Raw genomic sequence first — 20591 nt, 5'->3', positions numbered from 1 at the left:
GCCCAGGGGAGAATGATTCAGCGCAGCTCGCGCTTGAGGATCTTGCCGGTGGCGGTCATCGGCAGGGTGTCGCGGAACTCGACGATCCGCGGGTACTTGAAGGCCGCCATCGCCTCCCTGCACCAGCCCACCAGCTCGTCCTCGGTGAGTGCGGCGCCGGGCTGCCGGATGACGTACGCCTTGATCTCCTCGCCGTGCGACTCGTGCGCCACCCCGACCACCGCCGCCAGGGAGACCGCCGGGTGGGTCATCAGGACCTCCTCGATCTCCCGCGGGTACACGTTGAAGCCCCCTCGGATGATCATGTCCTTGGCGCGGTCGACGATGAAGTAGTAGCCGTCCTCGTCGCGCCTGGCCAGGTCGCCCGTACGGAACCAGCCGTCCCTGACGACCTCGGCGGTGGCCTCGGGCCGGTTGTGGTAGCCCTTCATGATGTTGTGGCCGCGGACGGCGATCTCGCCGACCTCGCCCGCCGTGCCGACGGTGTTCCAGCCGGGGTCGACGAGGCGCATCTCCACCCCCCAGACGGGAGTGCCGATCGAACCCGGCTTGGCGGGCCGGCCGAGCTGGTTGAACGACGCAACCGGTGAGGTCTCCGACAGGCCGTAGCCCTCCAGGATGTCCACCCCGAACGCGGCGGAGAAGCCCTTCAGCACCTCGACGGGCAGGGCCGAGCCGCCGGACAGGGCCGTGGTGAGCGAGGAGGGCGGCTGGGCCGTCCCCGCGTTCACGGCGGAGAGCATCGCCCAGTACATGGTGGGCACCCCGGCGAACAGTGTGACCTCCTCCCGCCCCATCAGCCGCAGCGCCTCGACCGGCTCGAACCGCGGGGTGAGGACGAGGGTGGCCCGCCGGCGGAACCCGGCGTTCATCACCACGGTCTGCCCGAACGAGTGGAAGAGCGGCAGCGCGGCCAGGTAGACGTCGCGGTCCCGCCGGGGATGCATCTCGTCGGTGACCATGGCGTTCATCACCATGTTGGCGTGGCTGAGCTCCGCGCCCTTGGGCCGGCCGGTGGTGCCGCTCGTGTAGAGGATCACGGCGGTGTCGTCCGGCGCCGCCTGCACGGTCTCGAACGTGCCGGGCATGCCGTCGATCGCCGCCCAGAGGGTCTCGCCGAGCTCCGACTCCGTGGCGAGGGGGGTGGCGGGCAGCACGATGAAGTGCTCGGCCGCGGCGGCCTCCGCGAAGCCCGCCCGGCCGCGCTCGCCGAGCGGCAGCTCCGGCGTGCCCTCGAAGCAGAACAGCGCCTTCGCGCCGGAGTCGTCGAGATGGTAGGCGATCTCCCGGCCCATCAGCAGCACGTTGAGCGGCACGACCGTCGCGCCCGCCTTGAGGATGCCGAAGTAGACGAAGGGGAAGTACGGCAGGTTGGGGCAGGCGAGGGCCACCTTGTCCCCCCTGCCGATGCCGCGGGCGGCCAGGAGGTTGGCGACCTGGCTGGCGATCGTGTCCACGAACGCGTAGGACAGGCGGAGGTCGCCGAAGACGAGCGCCGTGCGGTCGGGATCCTCCCGCACGGTGTCCTCGAGCAGGACGGACAGGTTGAGCATTCGCGGCTCCAGGCGATTCGCATACCGACCGGTAGGTAGCACATTAACGGCTGTCGGCGCGGGCGCAATGGGCATGCTCGGCGAAGTGGTCGACGAAGATCTGATGCAGGAACCGGTACGAGTTCTCGCCGTCCGGCACCAGAAGACCGGCCGACGCCGCATAGCGGTAGAAATCAGTCATCCGGATGGGCAGCAGTCCTGCCGCGACCAGCACGAGAGGCGGCAGCCACCATCCCGTCAGCAGCATCCCGAAAATGACCCCCGAACCGGCGGCGACAAACGTGCCCAGGAGGACGCCGCCCACCGCGTCCGTGAACGGGCCCGTCCAACCCACGACGCCCAGCACCGCCGGCGGGAGGGACACGGCGGACATGAGGGCCGCCGCCGCCAGGACACCGCGGGCCGTCAACGTCATCGACCTGTCCGTCCGCGCCTCGTCCGCGTCCTCGTCGAAGTACGGCACCAGGACGGCGAGGACGCCCCCGGCCGCCGACGCGACGAAGGTCACGCTCCCCGACGCGGCGGCGGCGGTCCCGAAAGCTCCCGGGCTTGTCAGCAGCATGTCCCGGAGCTCGAACTCGCCGAACGCGACCGGGATCGCCGCGGCGAGGCCGGTCACCCAGACGCCGGCGCTCCTGGGCGGTTTCATGTATCCGGCGGCGACGGCCTCCGCCGACAGCGTGATCGACATGCTGGCCGGCAGCCAGCCCAGCGCCATCGCGGTGAGCGCGCCCGCTCCCCTGGAGAGGGAGACCGCCGTGACCAGCGCCGACGCGACGAACAGTGCGATGCTCAGTGGCGGGAGGACCGGAGAGAGCAGCCGGGGCGGGACCGTCCGCGCGTACCGGGACATCAGGTCGAAGGGGGAGGCGATCACCGTGGATCCCGACATCCTGGCCACCGTGGACAGCTGACCGAGCCATCGCACGACCCTCTCGGGGGCGTACCGCCCCATCTCCTGCCTCGGCCGCCGCAGAGCCTGCGCGACGAAGAGGTCCAGGATCCGTCTCCTGCGCGCGGCGGGGCCGGCGGGCTCCCGCGGATCCCCCAGGGCGGGATCGCCGGCCACGGACGCCAGGACGTGGAGCCAGAACGGGGAGTCGATGACGTCCCACAGAGAGTCGTCGGCGTCGAGGGCGCGGCGCAGGTCCGCGAAGCGGCTCCCCGACGCGGACAGATATGCGGTGACGTCCTCCCGGCCGAGTGGCAGGATCACGACCGCGCCGTTGAGGGCGAGGGCGGGCGCGGCCTCGTACTCCGCGCTCCGGCAGCTCACGGCGATCGTCAGGTCCCGGTGCAGGCCGTGCAGCTCGCCGATGAGGCGGGCCAGGTGACCCCGGGCCTCCTCCGGCACCTCGTCCAGCCCGTCGAGGAGGAGCGCGAGGTCGCCGGCGTCCAGCCATTCGCGGCCCACCCGGGCACCGAGGCCGTACCGCTCCTGCGCCTGGGCGAGCAGCCACTCGCGCAGGTCGTGGACGGTCTTCCGGCGGTCGAGGAACGGCAGCGGACCCCGCCTCCGCCCCCAGCCGCCGAGGTCGAGAAGCACGGGGATGGGCCCGTCCTTCTCGTCGAGCAGGGAGAGGGCGAGTTCGAGCAGCTGCGTCGTCTTGCCGGCCCCCGGCCGGCCCAGCAGCACCATGGAGCGGTCGAGGTCGTCGAACGACTTCCGGACGCTCGTGGTCACCGGGGCTGACGTGTCCAGACGCCTGACCCGGTTGCTCAGGATCGGCTCGACCGCCTCGGGGTGGTCCTCGAGGCGGACGTCCACCCGGAGGACGTCGCCCAGCTTGAGGTCCAGCCGCCGCGTGAGCTGCGCCCGCACGTTATCCGCCGCGCGCCGGCGTGTCTCGGGCCGGGTCCTGCCGTACGGCCGGTCGCGGGCCTGCCCGGCGGCGGGCTTCACGGCGTCGATCGCGAACCAGACGACGGCGAGGCCGAGAACGGCGACGCCAGGCCACGCCCAGCTCCGGTACGGCTCCAGTTCGGCGGGCAGCGTCCCGCCGGTGGCGACGTTGACGGCGACCGGCAGGAGGATCGCGCCGACGGCGGCGGTCAGCGCGGCCATCAGCCGCCCCTTGTGCATGTCACCACCCCTCGGCCGGCACCTGATCCGATTATCGGCTCTTGGTCCGTCCCTGACCGGCGTCTTGAAAGAACCGGTCATGTGCTGGACAGTGGGCGGCATGACCGTGGACGTGGATCTCGATCTGTCCCGGATCGCGTTCTGGGCGCTGCCCCCGGCGGAGCGGGACGAGGCGTTCCGGCGGCTGCGGCGGCTGGACCGCCCGGTCTTCGTTCCCGAGAACAAGGTCCCCTTCATCAGGCAGGGCGCCGGCTACTACGCGCTCGTCCGGCACGCGGACGTCACCGAGGCCAGCCGGAACGCGGCCGTCTTCAGCAGCGAGCCGACGGCCAACAGCATCTTCGACATGCCACGCTGGCTGGCCGTCTACTTCGGCTCGATGATCAACATGGACGACCCCAGGCACGCGCGGCTGCGGCGGATCGTGTCACGCGCATTCACCCCGCGCATCCTCGCCAAGATGGAGGAGGACCTCCAGCGGGCCGCCGAGGAGATCGTCACGCGGGTGATCGAGGAGGGGCCGGGCGACTTCGTCCCGCAGATCGCGGCACGGCTCCCCATTCGGGTCATCTGCGACATGATGGGCATTCCCCCGAAATTCCATGACGCGGTGCTCCGGCGTACGAACACCATCCTCGCCAACGCGGACAGCGAATACTCAGGGATCGAGGTCGACCTGTCCCGCCCCGAGGCGCCGATGAGCCGCTGGGCCACGGCCCGGGGCCTGGCCGCGCTGCTGCGGGCCGGGCGTGAGCTGAGCACTCTCGCCCGCCGGCTCGCGCGGGAACGCCGCCGCCGCCCGACGGGCGACCTGACCAGCCTGCTGATGAACGGCGACGAGCGGCTCACGTCCCAGGAGCTGGGCTCCTTCTTCATCCTGCTCGTCGTGGCCGGGAGCGAGACCACCCGCAACGCGATCTCCCACGGGCTGAAGCTGCTCACCGACAATCCCGGGCAGCGCGACCTGCTCACGGCCGACTTCGAGGGGAGGATCGCCGGGGCGGTGGAGGAGATCGTCCGCTTCTCCACTCCGGTGATCCAGTTCCGCCGGACCGTCACCCGCGACCACACGATGAACGGTCAGGACTACCGGGCCGGTGACAAGGTCCTGCTGTTCTACAACTCGGCCAACCGCGACGAGGCCGTCTTCCCCGACCCCGACGTCTTCGACATCACCCGCAGCCCCAACCCCCATGTCGGATTCGGGGGCCCGGGGCCGCACTACTGTCTCGGCGCCCACCTGGCCCGCCGTGAGATCACGGTCATGTTCCGCGAGCTCTTCACCCGGATGCCGGAGATCCGGGCGGAGGGGGAGCCGTCGTACCTGCTGTCGAACTTCATCAACGGCGTCAAGCACCTGCGCTACCGCTACTGAGGGGGGCGGGGCGGCCGTCCGGTTACCCGGCCGGGGACCGGCCCGCTGTGGCAGACTGAAAACCGAATGCCGTTCTGTAGAAACCGTCGAAGGGCCGGCCCATGACGCAGCCAGCGGGGCGCGCGCCCATCCGGTCCGCTGCCGACGTCGACCTGTCCGACTGGGACTTCTGGAGCCGCCCGCCGGACGACCGGGAACTGGCCTTCCGGCTGCTGCGCGATCTCGAGACCCCGGCGTTCTTCGCGGAGCCGGAGGTCCCCTTCGCGGCGAAGGGCCCCGGATATCACGCGCTCGTCCGGCACGCCGACATCCTGGAGGCCAGCCGTAACCCCGACGTCTTCTCCTCCGGCGACGGCGGGGCCACCAACATCCTGGACATGCCCGCGGAGTTCGCCGAGTACTTCGGCTCGATGATCAACATGGACGATCCCCGGCACGCGCGCCTGCGCCGGATCGTCTCCCGGGCCTTCACCCCGCGGATGATCAAGCAGTTCGAGGAGGACGTCGCGGTGGCCGCCGCGGCGATCGTCGACGACCTGCTGGCAGCGGGGCCCGGCTGCGACTTCGTCACCGAGGTGGCGGCCCGGCTGCCGCTCAAGGTGATCTGCGACATGATGGGCATCCCGGAGAGCGCCTACGGCTTCGTCTACGACAGGTCGAACGTCATCCTCGGCTCGTCCGACCCGGAGTACGTCAGCGACCGCGAGGACATCGCGCACACCGTGCTGACGGCGGGGATGGAACTCCAGGGGCTCGTCCGGGACCTCGCCGCCCTGCGCCTGGACCGTCCCACCGACGATCTCATCTCGTCGCTGGTCAACGCCAACATCGACGGCGAGCGGCTGACGACGCGGGAGCTCGGCTCGTTCTTCATCCTGCTCGTCGTCGCCGGCAACGAGACGACCCGCAACGCCATCTCGTACGGCCTGCGCCTGCTCACGCTCAACCCCGGTCAGAAGCGGCTGTGGCTGGAGGACGTCGACGGCCGGGCGGCGGGGGCGGTCGAGGAGATCGTCCGGCTCGCCTCGCCGGTCAACTACATGCGGCGCACGACGACCCGCGACCACGTCATGAACGGCCACCGGTTCAGGAAGGGCGAGAAGGTCGTCCTCTATTACTGGTCCGCCAACCGGGACGAGCGCGTCTTCGCCGACTCGCTCCGGTTCGACATCACCCGGGCTCCCAACCCTCACGTCGGATTCGGCGGTCCGGGCCCGCACTTCTGTCTCGGGGCACACCTGGCCCGCCGGGAGATCACCGTGATGTTCCGGGAACTGCTGCGGCGGGTGCCGCGGATCGAGGCGGGCGAGCCTGAGCCGCTGTTCTCCAGCTTCATCAACGGCACCAAGCGGATGACGTGCGCGTTCTGACCGCCGTTCAGCTCGCCTTCTTGATCGAGCGGAAGACCGCGGTGATGTCCGGGAGCAGGTCCTCCTTGAGGGCGGGCACGGCCATGTAGACGACGGAGGGCCGCTCGCCGCCCGCGTTCACCGCGGCGACCGCCACCGTGGTCTCCTCGTGGTCCGCCTCGACCTTGTAGGCGACCAGCAGCCCGGTGAGACCGCCCCGCGAGAGGCGCTGCTGCCCGATCTTGGTGGCCTTGTTGCCCTTGGGGAACAGCGACTGCCGCGCCTTGTACATGACGGCGCTGACGACCGGGCTGAGCTTGTCGGGAGCGGTGTAGGTGGAGGCCAGCGACTGCGGCAGCACTCCGGTCATGACCTGGGCGAACTCCCGCTTGCCGCGCGTGGTCATGCCCGCGGGGACGTACTGGCGGGTGGTGAAGCCGTAGGTCGGGGAGAACGCCTGGGGGTTCCGGTCGAGCTGCCAGGGACCCCCCAGGCGCGGCACCGAGACGTGGGCCGTCGGGTCCGCCAGGGCGCCGGTCACGGGGGAGGGGGTGCCCTTGAAGGCGGGCAGGCCCGCCGTCTGCGACTGGGGCTTGGCGGGCGCGGCCGACGAGGGGGGCTTGGCGACGGGCTGGGTGTCGTCGGCGGCGGCGTCGTCGGAGGCCAGCGGCCCGGCGACGAACGCCCACACCAGCGCGCCGACGAGGGCCAGGACGACGGTGCCCACGAGGGCGAAGAGCCAGATCGGGCGGCCCGGCTCGTCCTCGTACTCGTCGATGGCGCGGTAGTTCTCCCCGAAGACGGTGTTCCACAGCTCCTGCTGCCGGTGCGCGGGGGGCGTCTTCGGCCCGCTGATCTGCCCCGCCGTCACGAACGGCTTGTACGGGTCCTCGGCCTGGGACTGCGGGAACTGATGCGGCGCCTGCCCGGCCTGGGGCCCGTGGGCCTGGGTGTGTTCGGGCGCCGGTCCGCCGTGCTGCGGATACTGCTGAGCGGACTGCGGGGTGGACTGCTGCGCGAACTGCTGTGGGAACTGCTGGGTGGACTCCTGCGGGAACTGCTGTGGCGGCTGGGATTCCTCGGCGCGCGGAGCCTGGAACTGCTGGAACCGCTGGAACGGATCGTCCGCGGAAGGCGCGGGCTGGAACGCGTCCGGCTGGTGGGACTGCGACGCGTACGAGTGCGGAGGGAACGGGGCCCGCTGCGACGCCGCCTGCTCGGACGGGCCCGGCTGGAACGACTCCGGGGTGGTCCGCTGTGCCGGGGCCTGCTGTGCCGGGCTCTGCTGGTGGGCCGTCCGCTGGTGCGCGTTCTCCTGTGGCGGCGTCGCCTCGACGAAGGAGCGCACAGTCGGGGTGAAGGAGGCGGAAGGAGTGGCCGGCGTGAAGGCGGAGGGAGCGGGCGGGGGAGGAGGAGCCGGAGGGGGGCTTGGCGGGATTTCGGGCCACGCCGGGGGAACCTCCGGCCAGCCGGTGGCTCGCTGGGGCTCGCTGCGCTCCGAGGGCATGGTACCTCCCGAGATCATGCCCGGATTGGGGGTGCCTGGCATGCTCTCATGCGGCGTGGGGGGCGCCGCAGCGAAACCGGAGAATGCCCCGCGAAACTGCTCGCCCGTAGGATCGGTGGGTGGGTCCTGCATCGGCAGGTCCGCGGGCGGGAAACTGTTGGCCACGTGACGACAGTAATGTAATGGACATTATTGGTCACAACGGATCTGTCACCATCGCGTATCGTCACCTGACAAGTGTCCGTCAGCCAGGCGATATCACCCGCCGGGGCGTGCCGCGTCTGCGCTACGCTTGACTCGCGCGCCGCCATCCCGCTCCGTGGGCAGCCGTCTCGGGACCTGGGACCCGCTGGGATCTCGGTTCCGGCGACCTCGGGATTCCGGCGCCGAGAACGCGTGAGCGCGGGCTGTCCCCTTTCCGGAGCGGGGGCTTCGTCGTGGGCGGGCGCATCCGTTTGCCGTGTGAAAAGCCGCCGGGCGAGGAGTGGAAGTGGACGAGCCGGTTTACGACCCGCAGGCGCTGCAGGCCAAGTGGCTGCCGCGCTGGGAGGAGCTGAACAGCTTCGCGGCCGTCGAGGACCCCGCGGACACCAGGCCGCGCAAGTACATGCTCGACATGTTCCCCTACCCCTCCGGCGACCTCCACATGGGCCACGGCGAGGTCTTCGCGATCGGCGACGTGATCGCCCGGTACTGGTTCCAGAAGGGCGACAACGTCCTGCACCCCATCGGGTGGGACTCCTTCGGCCTGCCCGCGGAGAACGCCGCGATCAAGCGCAACGCCCACCCCGCCGAGTGGACCTACGCCAACATCGAGACCCAGGCCACCTCGTTCAAGCGGTACGGCGTGTCCTTCGACTGGTCGCGTCGTCTGCACACCAGCGACCCGGAGTACTACCGCTGGAACCAGTGGCTGTTCAACCGCTTCTTCGAGCGCGGCCTGGCCTACCGCAAGGGCGGCCTGGTCAACTGGTGCCCGCAGGACCAGACGGTGCTCGCCAACGAGCAGGTCGTCGACGGTCGGTGCGAGCGCTGCGGGGCCGAGATCGTGCGCCGCGAGCTGACCCAGTGGTACCTGAAGATCACCGACTACGCCGACCGGCTGATCGACGACATGGCCCAGCTCGAGGGCGGCTGGCCCGACCGCGTCCTCACCATGCAGCGCAACTGGATCGGCCGCTCGGCCGGCGCCGACGTCCAGTTCCGCATCGAGGGCCGTGACGAGCCCGTCACCGTCTACACCACCCGGCCCGACACCCTGTACGGCGCGACGTTCTTCGTGGTGGCCGCCGACGCGGATCTGGCCGAGGAGATCGTCTCGCCCGAGCAGCGGGAGGCCCTGGAGGTCTACCGGGCCGAGGTGGCCAAGCTCTCGGACATCGAGCGGCTGTCCACGGAGAAGGAGAAGACGGGCGTCTTCCTGGGCATCCACGCGATCAACCCGGTCAACGGGGAGCGCATCCCGGTCTGGGCGGCCGACTACGTGCTGTCCGACTACGGCCACGGCGCGATCATGGCGGTGCCCGCCCACGACCAGCGTGACCTCGACTTCGCCCGGAGGTTCGGGCTGCCGGTCAAGGTCGTCGTGGAGACCGGACTGGACGACCCGGCGGAGACCGGCGTCGCGACCACCGGCGAGGGGCGGATGGTCAACTCCGGCCCGCTGGACGGCCTGTCCAAGGCCGAGGCGATCGCCGCGATCATCGGGATCCTGGCGGAGCGCGGCACCGGCAGGCCCGCGGTCAACTTCCGGCTGCGCGACTGGCTGATCTCGCGCCAGCGGTTCTGGGGCACGCCGATTCCGATCATCCACTGTCCCGACTGCGGCGAGGTGCCGGTGCCGGACGAGCAGCTGCCGGTGACGCTGCCCGACCTGCGCGGCGCCGCCCTGCAGCCCCGGGGCGTGTCGCCGCTGGCGGGCGCGACCGAGTGGGTCAACGTGGCCTGCCCGAAGTGCGGCGGCCCGGCGCAGCGGGACACCGACACGATGGACACCTTCGTCGACTCGTCGTGGTACTTCCTGCGCTACTGCGACCCGCACTACACCGACGGGCCGTTCGACGTCGAGAAGGTCCGCAAGTGGGGGCCGATCGACCAGTACATCGGCGGATCCGAGCACGCCGTGCTCCACCTGCTCTACACCCGGTTCTTCACCAAGGTGCTCCACGACATGGGCATGGTGGACTTCACCGAACCGTTCGCGCGCCTGCTCAACCAGGGCCAGGTGATCAACCAGGGCAAGGCGATGTCCAAGACGCTGGGCAACGGCGTCGACCTCGGCCAGCAGATCGACGCGTACGGCGTGGACGCGGTGCGGCTGACGATGCTGTTCGCCGGGCCGCCGGAGGACGACATCGACTGGGCCGACATGTCGCCCGCCGCCTCGCAGAAGTTCCTCGCCCGCGCCTTCCGGGTCATGACCGAGGCCGGGGCGGCCTCGGCCCCAGGAGCGGACGTCTCGGCGGGAGACCAGGAGCTGCGCCGGGTCACCCATCGGACGATCGACGAGGTGACGAAGCTCGTCGAGGGCTACCGTTTCAACGTCGCGATCGCCCGGATGATGGAGCTCACCTCGGCCGCCCGCAAGGCGATCGACGGCGGCCCCGGCGCCGCCGACCCCGCCGTGCGCGAGGCCGCGGAGATCCTGGCGGTCATGCTGTCGCTGGTCACGCCGTACGTGGCGGAGGAGGGCTGGGAGCGGCTCGGCCACGCGCCGTCCGTCGCGAAGGCCGGTTGGCCGCAGGCCGACCCCGCGCTGCTGGTCCAGGAGTCGGTCACGGCCGTCGTCCAGGTGGCCGGTAAGGTCCGCGACCGGCTGGAGGTGGCCCCGGACATCTCCGAGGCCGACCTGCGGGCACTGGCCATCGCGTCGGACAAGGTCAGGCCCTATCTGGACGGTGAGCCCCGCAAGGTGATCGTGCGCGCGCCGAAGCTGGTCAACATCGTCCCCTGACGGGACGTTGACGCTTGGCGGGGCGGCCCGACAAAATTGCGCCGGAGCCACAAACCATCCATAGCGAAAGGCGTGCGGTCAGGGCATGCCGCGACCACCACCGCCCAGGCGGTGGCACTGAGGTGCGCGCCCGATCGCCTGGCTCACCGTCGGCGTGCCCTCGGCGTGGGAGGGACGTCTTGTCCAGACGCATTTTCGGCGGGCTCGCGACCGTCGCCGCCCTCGCGGCGACGGCGCTCGTCGTCACCGTGTCCCCGGCGCAGGCCGCCGGGACCGGAACGGGCTACCTGCACACCAGCGGCAACAAGATCGTGGACAGCACCGGCGCGACCGTGCGGCTGACCGGCATCAACTGGTTCGGGATGGAAACCGACAACAAGACCTTCCACGGGTTGTGGGCGAACAACCCGTGGAAGAGCCAGCTCGACCTCATGGCGAGCCTGGGCTACAACACCATCCGGGTGCCGTTCTCCGACGACGCACTGAAGCCGGGCGCGCAGGCGACGAGCATCAACACCTACTCCAACCCCGACCTGATCGGCCTGTCCCCGCTGCAGGTCCTCGACAAGGTCGTGGACTACGCGGGCCAGAAGGGCATGCGGATCATCCTGGACCGGCACCGCCCGACCAGTGCGGGGCAGACGGCCCTGTGGTACACCTCCGGCGTGCCGGAGTCGACGTGGCTGGCCAACTGGAGGTCGCTGGCCCAGCACTACGCCGGTAACGCCACCGTGATCGGCGCCGACCTGCACAACGAGCCGCACGCCGACGGCACCAACCCGCAGGCGACCGGCTCCTGCTGGGGCTGCGGCGATCAGGCCCGCGACTGGCGGCTGGCGGCCGAGCGGGCGGGCAACGCCATTCTCGCCGTCCAGCCGAACTGGCTGATCTTCGTCGAGGGCGTCAGCTGCCCGAGCGGCGGGCTGTCGAACGTCTGGGACAACGACACCAGCAACGACGAGGACTGCGGCTGGTGGGGCGGCAACCTCACCAAGGCCGGGCAGTACCCGGTGCGGCTCAACGTGGCCAACCGGCTCGTCTACTCGCCCCACGAGTACGCCACCTCGGTCTACCACCAGGCGTGGTTCGACGACCCGTCGTACCCGGCCAACATGCCGGCCATCTGGGACAAGTACTGGGGCTACCTGTACAAGCAGAACATCGCGCCGATCATGGTGGGCGAGTTCGGCACGACGCTGGCCAGCAACATCGACAAGGTCTGGCTCCAGGAGCTCATGAAGTACATGGGCAGCGGGGTGAACGGCATGTCGTTCACCTACTGGTCGTGGAACCCCAACTCGGGTGACACGGGCGGCATCCTGAAGGACGACTGGGCGACGGTCGACCAGGCCAAGCAGAGCATCCTCCAGCCCTACCTGATCCCGCCGTCCGGCGGCGGCTCCTCCCCGTCGGCGTCTCCGTCGGCGTCCCCCTCGGTTTCACCGTCGGCGTCTCCGTCGGCCTCGCCCTCGGCGTCTCCGTCGCCCTCGGTGTCGCCGTCGTCCGGCGGCGGCAGGTCCTGCACCGCCACCTACAAGATCGTCAGCTCGTATCCGGGTGGCTTCCAGGGTGAGGTGACGGTGGCCAACACCGGCGCCTCGGCGACGACAGGCTGGACGGTGAAGTGGGCCTTCACCGGAGGCCAGACCATCACCCAGCTCTGGAGCGGCACGCTGTCGGCCAGTGGCGCCAACGTCACGGTCACGAACGCCGGCTACAACGGCGCGCTCGGGGCCGGGGCCTCGACGACGTTCGGTTTCATGGGGAACTGGTCGGGCTCGAACGCGGTTCCCTCGCCGGTGACCTGCACGGCGAGCTGACCGGCTCCTCAGGCCCTGTTGATGGCGGCGCCGATCCTGGCCAGGATCTCCTCCAGGATCGGCGCCGACGTCGCGAAGTTGAGGCGGGCGAAGGTGCCGGCCCCGCCGTAGCGGGGGCCCGGGCTCAGCAAGACCCGGGCCTCCCGCAACAGGAACCCCGCGGCGTCGGGCACGCCGAAGTCGATCCAGGCGAGATAGGTGGCGTCGGGCGTGCGGTGCCCGGCGCCGGAGGGGAGACGTCCGGCGACGAGCCGCCGGTTGCGGTCGAGGACCCGCATCACCTCCGCCAGCCAGGGGTCGCCGTGCCGCCAGGCGGCGATCGTCGCGTCCACCGCGAGCACGCCCGGGGCGCCGTAGATGTGGGCGGGGCGCGCCGCCAGTGCCTCCCTGACGGGCCGCGCGCCGAGGTGGGCCACCGCGCAGCGCAGACCGCCCAGATTGAACGCCTTGCTCGCCGAGGTGAGGGTGACCGTGCGCTCCGGCAGGATCGTGGCGAAGGGGATGTGCCGGGCCGGGGCGTAGGTGAGGTCGGCGTGGATCTCGTCGGCGATCACGAGGCTGCCGTGCCGCTCCGCGTAATGGGCCAGCGACTCCAGCTCGGCCCGGGTGTAGGAACGGCCGGTCGGGTTGTGCGGGTTGACCAGGAGCAGCACCGCGGCCGGCTCAGCCGGGAGCGCGAAGGAGCCGTCGGCGGCGACGGGGATGGGCAGCAGGCGGCGGCCCATGCCGGCGATCGTCGCGAGGAACGGGTCGTACGCCGGCACATGCGTCGCCACGGCGTCGCCCGCGGACGTCGTGACGTCCAGCAGCACCTGCAGCGCCTGGTTGACGTCGGTGAACGCCCGGACATGAGCGGGGTCGGCCGGCCAGCCGTACCGCGCCTCCATGCGTGCGGCGAACGCCTCCGCGAGCGGAGGGCAGGTGGCGTCGTCGTCCCACGCGGGGTAGCCGAGGTCGGTGGCGACGCGCCGGGCCACGGCCTCCACGACCGCCTCCGGGAGGGGGAAGTCCATGTCGGCGACCCACGCCGGAATCACGCCGGGCCCGGCCTGGGCCCATTTGATTCCGTCACGAGACCGGGCGGCGTCGAGGGTGAGCGAGTCGAAATCCACCCAACTCACCCTATTGGGATTCTTTGTGCGGATCTTCGCCGCTCCGTGGTGCCGGGGCCGGCCACCACGGAGCGACACCGCTAAAGCTTGCGCAGAACGGCCGTGACCTTGCCGAGCACGGTCGCCTCGTCGCCCGGGATCGGCTCGTAGTTCGGGTTGTGCGGCACCAGCCACACGTGCCCGTCCTTGCGCTTGAAGGTCTTCACGGTGGCCTCGCCGTCGATCATCGCCGCCACGATGTCGCCGTTGTCGGCCACCGGCTGCTGACGCACCACGACCCAGTCGCCGTCCGCGATGGCGGCCTCGATCATGGAATCGCCGGACACCTGGAGCAGGAACAGGGTGCCCTCGCCCACGAGTTGTTTCGGCAGGGCGAACACGTCCTCGATGCTCTGCTCCGCGAGGATCGGGCCACCGGCGGCGATGCGGCCCACCAGCGGCACGTACGCCGCGGTCGGCCGGTTGAAGCCGGTCTCCTCCTCGGCGGCGTCGGGATCAACCCACAGCACCGGCTCGCCCGGCAGCCGGACCTCAAGCGCCCGCGGACGGTGCGGGTCCCTGCGCAGGTAGCCCTTGCGCTGCAAGGCCGTGAGCTGATGCGACACGCTCGATGTGCTGGTCAGCTGGACCGCTTCACCGATCTCCCGCATCGACGGCGGATAGCCGCGCTGCTGGACGGAGTCGCGGATGACTTCCAGGATCTTGCGCTGCCTGGGGGTGAGGCCAAGCGAGTCACGCCGGCGAACAGCAAGGTCGCCGGCGCCGTTCGCCTGCTCACTTCGGTCGCTCACGATGCCACCTCTCAATCCGTGTTCCAGATGTCGCTCAGAGCGACCGTACCTCGATCCAAGATCATCATCAAACAATTGTTCGATATTCTCGAAAATCGTCCGAGTCGAAGCCGACCTCATCGTACGGGAGTTCGATCGACATCGTGTTCGATTTTACGGATCTTCTTTGCGGGCGTGTAGTCCCAGCTCACAAGTGACGGAAATTGTCGGCGTACCGCAATTGAGATGCCCGTGCCGGGCGCGTATTCGCGCGCCGCGGGCTCTGTGTGTCCGACGGCGTGTCCGATGGTGTGTCCGGCGGTGTGTCCGGCGGCGCCCCCGATCCCACCCGGTCCGGCCCGATTCGGCATCGCGGTCCTGGGGCCGCCGAGGCCGGAGACACGCCGGGGCAACCAGCGACTTCGGCGGGCACGTGGGGTTCGACTTGCGTTCAAGGACCGGCCCTCCTACGGTTAGACCACAACATCTAGTAGTCACATCGGTGTAAGTTCCCTACACCTTGTGTTCCCGCTGTGCGTTTCCGGGAGGCGATGGCATGCACTGTCCGTTCTGTCGCCACCTTGACACGCGGGTCGTGGACAGCCGGTCGACCGAGGACGGCGCGGCCATCCGCCGCCGCCGCACCTGCCCCGCCTGCGGGCGCAGGTTCACCACGCAGGAGACCGTACTGCTCATGGTGAGCAAGCGCAGCGGGGTCACCGAGCCGTTCTCCCGGGAGAAGGTCATCGCCGGAGTACGACGCGCCTGCCAGGGACGCCCGGTCGGCGAAGACTCGCTGGCGCAGCTCGGCCAGAGGGTGGAGGAGACCATCCGGGCCACCGGCACCGCGGAGATCCCCGCGCACGAGGTGGGCGTGGCCGTGCTCGGCCCGCTGCGCGACCTCGACGAGGTGGCCTACCTGCGGTTCGCGTCCGTCTACCGCGGCTTCGAGACGCTGGCCGACTTCGAGGCGGAGATCGAGCAGCTCAGAGCCGCTCGGACCGTACCGGACGAGGGGTAGGACGCGCTCGCGCGGCGGCGCGGCACGATGTGGTTATGGGAGAGCGTGGTCCGATACAAGGGGCTCCACCGGGCCCTGGGAGGGGGAAGTCATGACGGAGACCGTGAGCGGCACCGTGCCGGGCGCCGGGGGGCGTGGCGGCAAGCGACCGCGCAGGGGCCTGAAGATCAAGCGGATCTTCACCACTCCCGGCGTCCATCCGTACGACGCGGTCCGCTGGGAGCGGCGCGACGTCGTGATGACGAACTGGCGGGACGGCTCGGTCAACTTCGAGCAGCACGGCGTGGAGTTCCCGGAGTCCTGGTCGGTCAACGCCGCCAACATCGTGACGACGAAGTATTTCCGGGGCGCCGTCGGCACGCCCCAGCGTGAGTCGAGTCTGCGGCAGCTCGTCGACCGTGTGGTGGGGGTCTACACGAAGACGGGTGTCGAGAACGGCTACTTCGCCTCCGACGAGGACGCCGAGATCTTCGACCACGAGCTCAAGCACGCCCTGATCCACCAGATCTTCAGCTTCAACTCCCCGGTGTGGTTCAACGTCGGCACGCTCTCCCCGCAGCAGGTGTCGGCCTGCTTCATCCTGGCCGTTGACGACACCATGGAGTCGATCCTCGACTGGTACAAGGAAGAGGGTGTGATCTTCAAGGGCGGCTCCGGCTCCGGCGTCAACCTCTCCCGCATCCGCTCCTCCAAGGAGCTGCTGTCCAGCGGTGGCACGGCCAGCGGCCCGGTTTCCTTCATGCGTGGCGCCGACGCGTCGGCGGGCACGATCAAGTCCGGCGGCGCGACCAGGCGCGCGGCCAAGATGGTCGTCCTCGACGTCGATCACCCCGACATCGAGGAGTTCATCGACGCGAAGGCGCGCGAGGAGGACAAGATCCGCGCTCTCCGCGACGCCGGGTTCGACATGGACCTCGGCGGCAAGGACATCGTGTCCGTGCAGTACCAGAACGCCAACAACTCGGTGCGCGTCTCGGACGAGTTCATGCGCGCGGTCGAGGCCGGCGAGAGGTTCGGGCTGCGGGCCCGGCTCAGCGGCGAGGTGATCGAGGAGGTCGACTCCCGCGCCCTGTTCCGCAAGATGGCCCAGGCCGCCTGGGAGTGCGCCGACCCCGGCCTGCAGTACGACGACACGATCAACGACTGGCACACCTGCCCGGAGACCGGGCGGATCACGGCGAGCAACCCGTGCTCGGAGTATCTCCACCTGGACAACTCCTCCTGCAACCTCGCCTCGATCAACCTGCTCAAGTTCCTGCGCGACGACGACACGTTCGACGTCGCCGACTTCGTGAAGCTGACCGAGCTGATCATCACCGCGATGGACATCTCGATCACCTTCGCCGACTTCCCGACCGAGAAGATCGCCGAGACGACCCGGGCGTACCGGCAGCTCGGCATCGGCTACGCCAACCTGGGCGCCCTGCTCATGGCGACCGGCCACGCGTACGACTCGGACGGCGGCCGGGCCATCGCCGCGGGCATCACGTCGCTGATGACGGCCGTCTCCTACCGCCGCTCGGCCGAGCTGGCCGGCATCGTCGGCCCCTACGACGGCTACCAGCGCAACGCCGAGCCGCACAAGCGGGTCATGCGCAAGCACGCCGCCGCCAACGACGACCTGCGCACGCTGGAGGAGATGGACCGCGCCCTCCACGCGGAGGCGACCCGGCAGTGGCAGGAGTGCCTGCGGCTGGGCGAGAAGAACGGCTACCGCAACGCCCAGGCCTCGCTGCTCGCCCCGACCGGCACCATCGGCCTGATGATGGACTGCGACACCACCGGCATCGAGCCCGACCTGGCGCTGGTCAAGTTCAAGAAGCTCGTCGGCGGTGGCTCCATGCAGATCGTCAACCAGACCATCCCGCGCGCCCTGCGCCGCCTCGGCTACGTCGAGGAGCAGGTCGAGGCGATCGTCGAGTACATCGCCGCGCACGGCCACATCGTCGACGCGCCGGGCCTGCGCCCCGAGCACTACGAGGTGTTCGACTGCGCCATGGGCGAGCGGGCGATCGCCCCGATGGGCCACGTCAGGATGATGGCGGCCGTGCAGCAGTTCCTGTCCGGCGCGATCTCCAAGACCGTGAACCTGCCCGAGACGGCCACGGTCGACGACATCGAGCAGGTCTACCTGGAGGGCTGGAAGCTCGGCCTCAAGGCGCTGGCCGTCTACCGCGACAACTGCAAGGTCGGCCAGCCCCTCTCGGTGGCCAAGAAGACCCCCGCCGAGGAGGAGCAGGCCGAGCCCGCCGTCAAGGTCGTCGAGGTGGCCCGGCCCACCCGCCGCCGGATGCCGGCCCAGCGGCCCAGCATCACCACTCGCTTCTCCGTCGGCGGGGCGAAGGGCTACATGACGGCCTCGTCCTACCCCGACGACGGCCTCGGCGAGGTCTTCCTGAAGATGTCCAAGCAGGGCTCCACCCTGGCGGGCGTCATGGACGCATTCTCCGTGGCCATCTCGATCGGCCTGCAGTACGGCGTGCCGCTGGACACCTACGTCCAGAAGTTCGTGAACATGCGGTTCGAGCCGGCCGGGATGACCGACGACCCGGACGTCCGGATGGCACAGTCCGTGATGGACTACATCTTCCGGCGCCTCGCGCTCGACTACCTGCCGTACGAGGAGCGGGCCGCGCTGGGCATCTTCTCCGCCCCCGAGCGGGCGGCCCAGCAGCGCGGCGAGGACCCGGCCGCCGTCCACGAGGTCGACACCGCGGCGCTCGCCCAGTCGGCTCCGATTGAGGAGAAGATCGGGGAGAAGGTCGAGGAGAGGCCGGAGCCGAAGCCGGTCCAGGTGCCGGAGCCGCGCCGGGTGGGCACGTCGCTGGAGAGCCACCAGGGTCGTACGGCCGACGCGCCGCTCTGCCTGACCTGCGGCACCAAGATGCGGCCCGCCGGCAGCTGCTACGTCTGCGAGGGCTGCGGCAGCACCAGCGGCTGCAGCTGATCCGGGCGGCGGAAGGCCCCGGGCGGAAGGCACGGGGCGGCCCCGCAAGGAGTCGTGTCCGAAACCCGCCAGGCCGGTGTCACCGCCAGCTGATGGAATAACGGACATGACGAGTCACAACGCAGATGCCACCTTCACGACGCGCCAGGCCGGGCGGGCCCGGGAGTTCCGCGATCTCCACGTCGCGGGCCGCCCGTTGCTCCTGCCCAACGCCTGGGACGCGGTGAGCGCCCGCATCGTGGAGGAGGCCGGCGCCCCGGCGGTCGCGACGACGAGCGCCGGGGTCGCCTGGAGCCTGGGCGTCCCCGACGGCGACCGTCTCGGCCGCGGCCCCGCCGTCGAGCTGATCGCCCGGGTCGCCGCCACCGTGGGCGTGCCCGTCACGGCGGACGTCGAGAGCGGCTTCGCCGACACGGCGGACGGCGTCGAGGAGACCATCGGGGCGGTCCTCGCCGCGGGGGCGGTGGGCGTGAACATCGAGGACGCCCACCACGGCGGCCCGGAGCCGCTGCGTCCCGTCCGCGACCAGGCGGACCGGATCGCCGCCGCCCGGCGGGCCGCTGACGCCGTCGGGATCCCGCTGTTCGTCAACGCGAGGACCGACACCTACCTGTTGTCCGTCGGCGACCCGGCCGGCCGGGTCGCGGAGACCCTGCGCCGCGCGGCCGCCTACCTGGCCGCCGGGGCCGACGGGATCTTCGTGCCCGGCCTGACCGATCTCGCCGTCCTGTCGTCCCTGGTCGAGGAACTGCAGGCGCCGCTGAACGTGCTGGCGGGGCCGGGGGCGCCCGGCGTCGCGGCGCTGGCCGGGGTGGGCGTGGCCCGGATCAGCCTCGGTTCGAGTGTGGCCGCGGCCGCCTACGCCGTCGCCCAGCGGGCCGCGCGCGAACTGTTCGCGGACGGCACCTACACGACGCTCGACGGAGCCCTCGGTTACGGCGAGATCAACGCCCTGTTCACCGGCCGCGACTGAGGCTCTTCCTCAGCCGGTCGGGCCCTCAGTCGGACTCGAAGGCGAGCCGGTCGGCCAGCCAGCGGTGAAACTTGATCGAGAAGCGCACCCAGTGGGCGATGATCGTCGTCAGGTGTTCCCTGGTCACGCCGGCGCCGATGTAGAGCTGGGCGTCGCCGATCAGCCGGATGACGCCGTTGTCCGGGGTGAACGCGTACACCTTGGGCCACATGGTGTCGGCGTTCCACTCGTTGAGCGCGGTCAGCAGCGTCGGCTTGTCGTCGACCGAGTAGTTCCGGTCGTAGAAGGTCCGCACGGTGAACAGGTCGCCCTCGGACCCGAACAGGAAGAAGATGGTGAGCTCGGCGGTGGAGATCGCCAGATCGCCCTCGGTGTCGAACGTGTGGTCGAGGCTCAGCTCGTCGAGGATCTCCACGATGAGTTCCTGGTCGGGCTGGACGACCGCAGGGGATGGCGTCACGCCTCCCATCCTGCACCATCGGGCTTCCCTTGAGGCGGCACTCGCGGCAGGGGAATTCCGCTGCCGCGGGGTCCTCGGGCCGGGCCTCAGGTGATCCGGGCGACCAGGCGGGTGATCTCCCCGGCGAGGGCGGCGTCGACTGGGGCGTGCCGGTTGAGCAGGCGGTACCACATCGCACCGAAGATCATGTCGACGAGTGTGCCGGGATCCACGCCGGCGGGCACGCCGCCGCCGCGCTCCAGCATCTCTTGCAGCGCCTCGCGCCGCGGCCCGATGAGTCCGGCGCGGAGCCGGGTCGCGAGGCCGGGATCGGACTGCGCCTCGGCCATCAGGCCCACGATCACCTGGCCCACCACGCCGTTCGTGAGGACGAAGGCGTCGGCGAGGAACTCCTCCAGGGTCTCCGGCGAGGGGTCGAGCTCGCGCGCCGCCAGGTCGGTCACCGCCTCCAGGAACACCTCGCCCTTCGTCTGCCACCAGCGATAGAGGGTCTGCCGTCCGGTGCCCGCCTCCTCGGCGATGCCCTTCAGTGTCACGTTGGCGTAGCCGTCGCGCTCGCACAGCCGCAGGGCGGCCTCGAGGATCGAACGCCGGGCCGTCTCACTGCGGGGTCTGCCAATCACGCCGTCACTTTACAGGACATCGTGTCTCGTATATATTTCGAGGCA

Annotated in this window: 14 protein-coding genes; 7 read left to right on the top strand and 7 right to left on the bottom strand. The window is 70.3% G+C overall.

What is annotated here, in order from left to right; all coding sequences use genetic code 11:
- Positions 1–17: 17 nt before the first annotated feature.
- Both JOL79_RS22820 and JOL79_RS22815 read right to left on the bottom strand, forming a co-directional pair.
- Positions 18–1553, bottom strand: coding sequence for a long-chain-fatty-acid--CoA ligase (locus JOL79_RS22820; protein WP_210157921.1), 1536 nt, complete (start codon positions 1551–1553; stop codon positions 18–20).
- Positions 1554–1596: 43 nt separating this feature from the next.
- Entirely contained in the window at positions 1597–3636 is a 2040-nt protein-coding gene (locus JOL79_RS22815) for an NACHT domain-containing protein (RefSeq protein WP_210157920.1), read from the bottom strand.
- Positions 3637–3736: 100 nt separating this feature from the next.
- On the opposite strand from JOL79_RS22815, the gene JOL79_RS22810 reads away from it, so the two are divergent.
- Together JOL79_RS22810 and JOL79_RS22805 are read left to right on the top strand one after the other, a co-directional pair.
- Positions 3737–5011, top strand: a complete 1275-nt coding sequence (locus JOL79_RS22810; protein ID WP_210157919.1) for a cytochrome P450 — start codon at positions 3737–3739, stop codon at positions 5009–5011.
- A 101-nt stretch (positions 5012–5112) separates the two neighbouring features.
- The gene (locus tag JOL79_RS22805) at positions 5113–6381 is read left to right on the top strand and encodes a cytochrome P450 (RefSeq protein ID WP_210157918.1); all 1269 of its coding nucleotides are present in this window, start codon (positions 5113–5115) and stop codon (positions 6379–6381) included.
- A gap of 7 nt (positions 6382–6388) precedes the next feature.
- Here JOL79_RS22805 and JOL79_RS22800 read toward each other — a convergent pair whose 3' ends face one another.
- Positions 6389–7708, bottom strand: coding sequence for a hypothetical protein (locus tag JOL79_RS22800; protein ID WP_210157917.1), 1320 nt, complete (start codon positions 7706–7708; stop codon positions 6389–6391).
- A gap of 649 nt (positions 7709–8357) precedes the next feature.
- On the opposite strand from JOL79_RS22800, the gene leuS reads away from it, so the two are divergent.
- Both leuS and JOL79_RS34285 read left to right on the top strand, forming a co-directional pair.
- Positions 8358–10820, top strand: a complete 2463-nt coding sequence (gene leuS, locus JOL79_RS22795) for a leucine--tRNA ligase (protein WP_210157916.1) — start codon at positions 8358–8360, stop codon at positions 10818–10820.
- Positions 10821–10999: 179 nt separating this feature from the next.
- On the top strand, positions 11000–12640 hold the full coding sequence (locus tag JOL79_RS34285) for a cellulase family glycosylhydrolase (protein ID WP_230985279.1): 1641 nt from the start codon (positions 11000–11002) through the stop codon (positions 12638–12640).
- 8 nt (positions 12641–12648) lie between these two features.
- Here JOL79_RS34285 and JOL79_RS22785 read toward each other — a convergent pair whose 3' ends face one another.
- Both JOL79_RS22785 and lexA read right to left on the bottom strand, forming a co-directional pair.
- Positions 12649–13752, bottom strand: a complete 1104-nt coding sequence (locus tag JOL79_RS22785) for a MalY/PatB family protein (RefSeq protein WP_307848678.1) — start codon at positions 13750–13752, stop codon at positions 12649–12651.
- An 80-nt stretch (positions 13753–13832) separates the two neighbouring features.
- On the bottom strand, positions 13833–14546 hold the full coding sequence (gene lexA / locus JOL79_RS22780) for a transcriptional repressor LexA (protein ID WP_372446806.1): 714 nt from the start codon (positions 14544–14546) through the stop codon (positions 13833–13835).
- 532 nt (positions 14547–15078) lie between these two features.
- On the opposite strand from lexA, the gene nrdR reads away from it, so the two are divergent.
- From nrdR to JOL79_RS22765, 3 genes are all read left to right on the top strand, one after another.
- Positions 15079–15543, top strand: coding sequence for a transcriptional regulator NrdR (gene nrdR, locus JOL79_RS22775; protein ID WP_210157914.1), 465 nt, complete (start codon positions 15079–15081; stop codon positions 15541–15543).
- Between the two features lie 91 nt (positions 15544–15634).
- Positions 15635–18490, top strand: coding sequence for a vitamin B12-dependent ribonucleotide reductase (locus JOL79_RS22770; RefSeq protein ID WP_210157913.1), 2856 nt, complete (start codon positions 15635–15637; stop codon positions 18488–18490).
- 106 nt (positions 18491–18596) lie between these two features.
- Positions 18597–19463 carry an isocitrate lyase/PEP mutase family protein gene (locus JOL79_RS22765; protein ID WP_210157912.1) on the top strand — a complete coding sequence of 289 codons (867 nt, stop codon included), beginning with the start codon at positions 18597–18599 and terminating at the stop codon, positions 19461–19463.
- A gap of 25 nt (positions 19464–19488) precedes the next feature.
- Here JOL79_RS22765 and JOL79_RS22760 read toward each other — a convergent pair whose 3' ends face one another.
- Both JOL79_RS22760 and JOL79_RS35540 read right to left on the bottom strand, forming a co-directional pair.
- Positions 19489–19923: a YbjN domain-containing protein gene (locus JOL79_RS22760; RefSeq protein ID WP_210157911.1), complete on the bottom strand. Its 435-nt coding sequence runs from the start codon at positions 19921–19923 to the stop codon at positions 19489–19491.
- An 86-nt stretch (positions 19924–20009) separates the two neighbouring features.
- Entirely contained in the window at positions 20010–20546 is a 537-nt protein-coding gene (locus JOL79_RS35540; RefSeq protein WP_210157910.1) for a TetR/AcrR family transcriptional regulator, read from the bottom strand.
- Positions 20547–20591 lie beyond the last annotated feature (45 nt).

Source organism: Microbispora oryzae (assembly GCF_017896165.1).
Lineage (GTDB): Bacteria > Actinomycetota > Actinomycetes > Streptosporangiales > Streptosporangiaceae > Microbispora > Microbispora oryzae.
The sequence above is the reverse complement of the archived record's forward strand: the minus strand, read 5'-3'. Positions and strand labels throughout refer to the sequence as shown.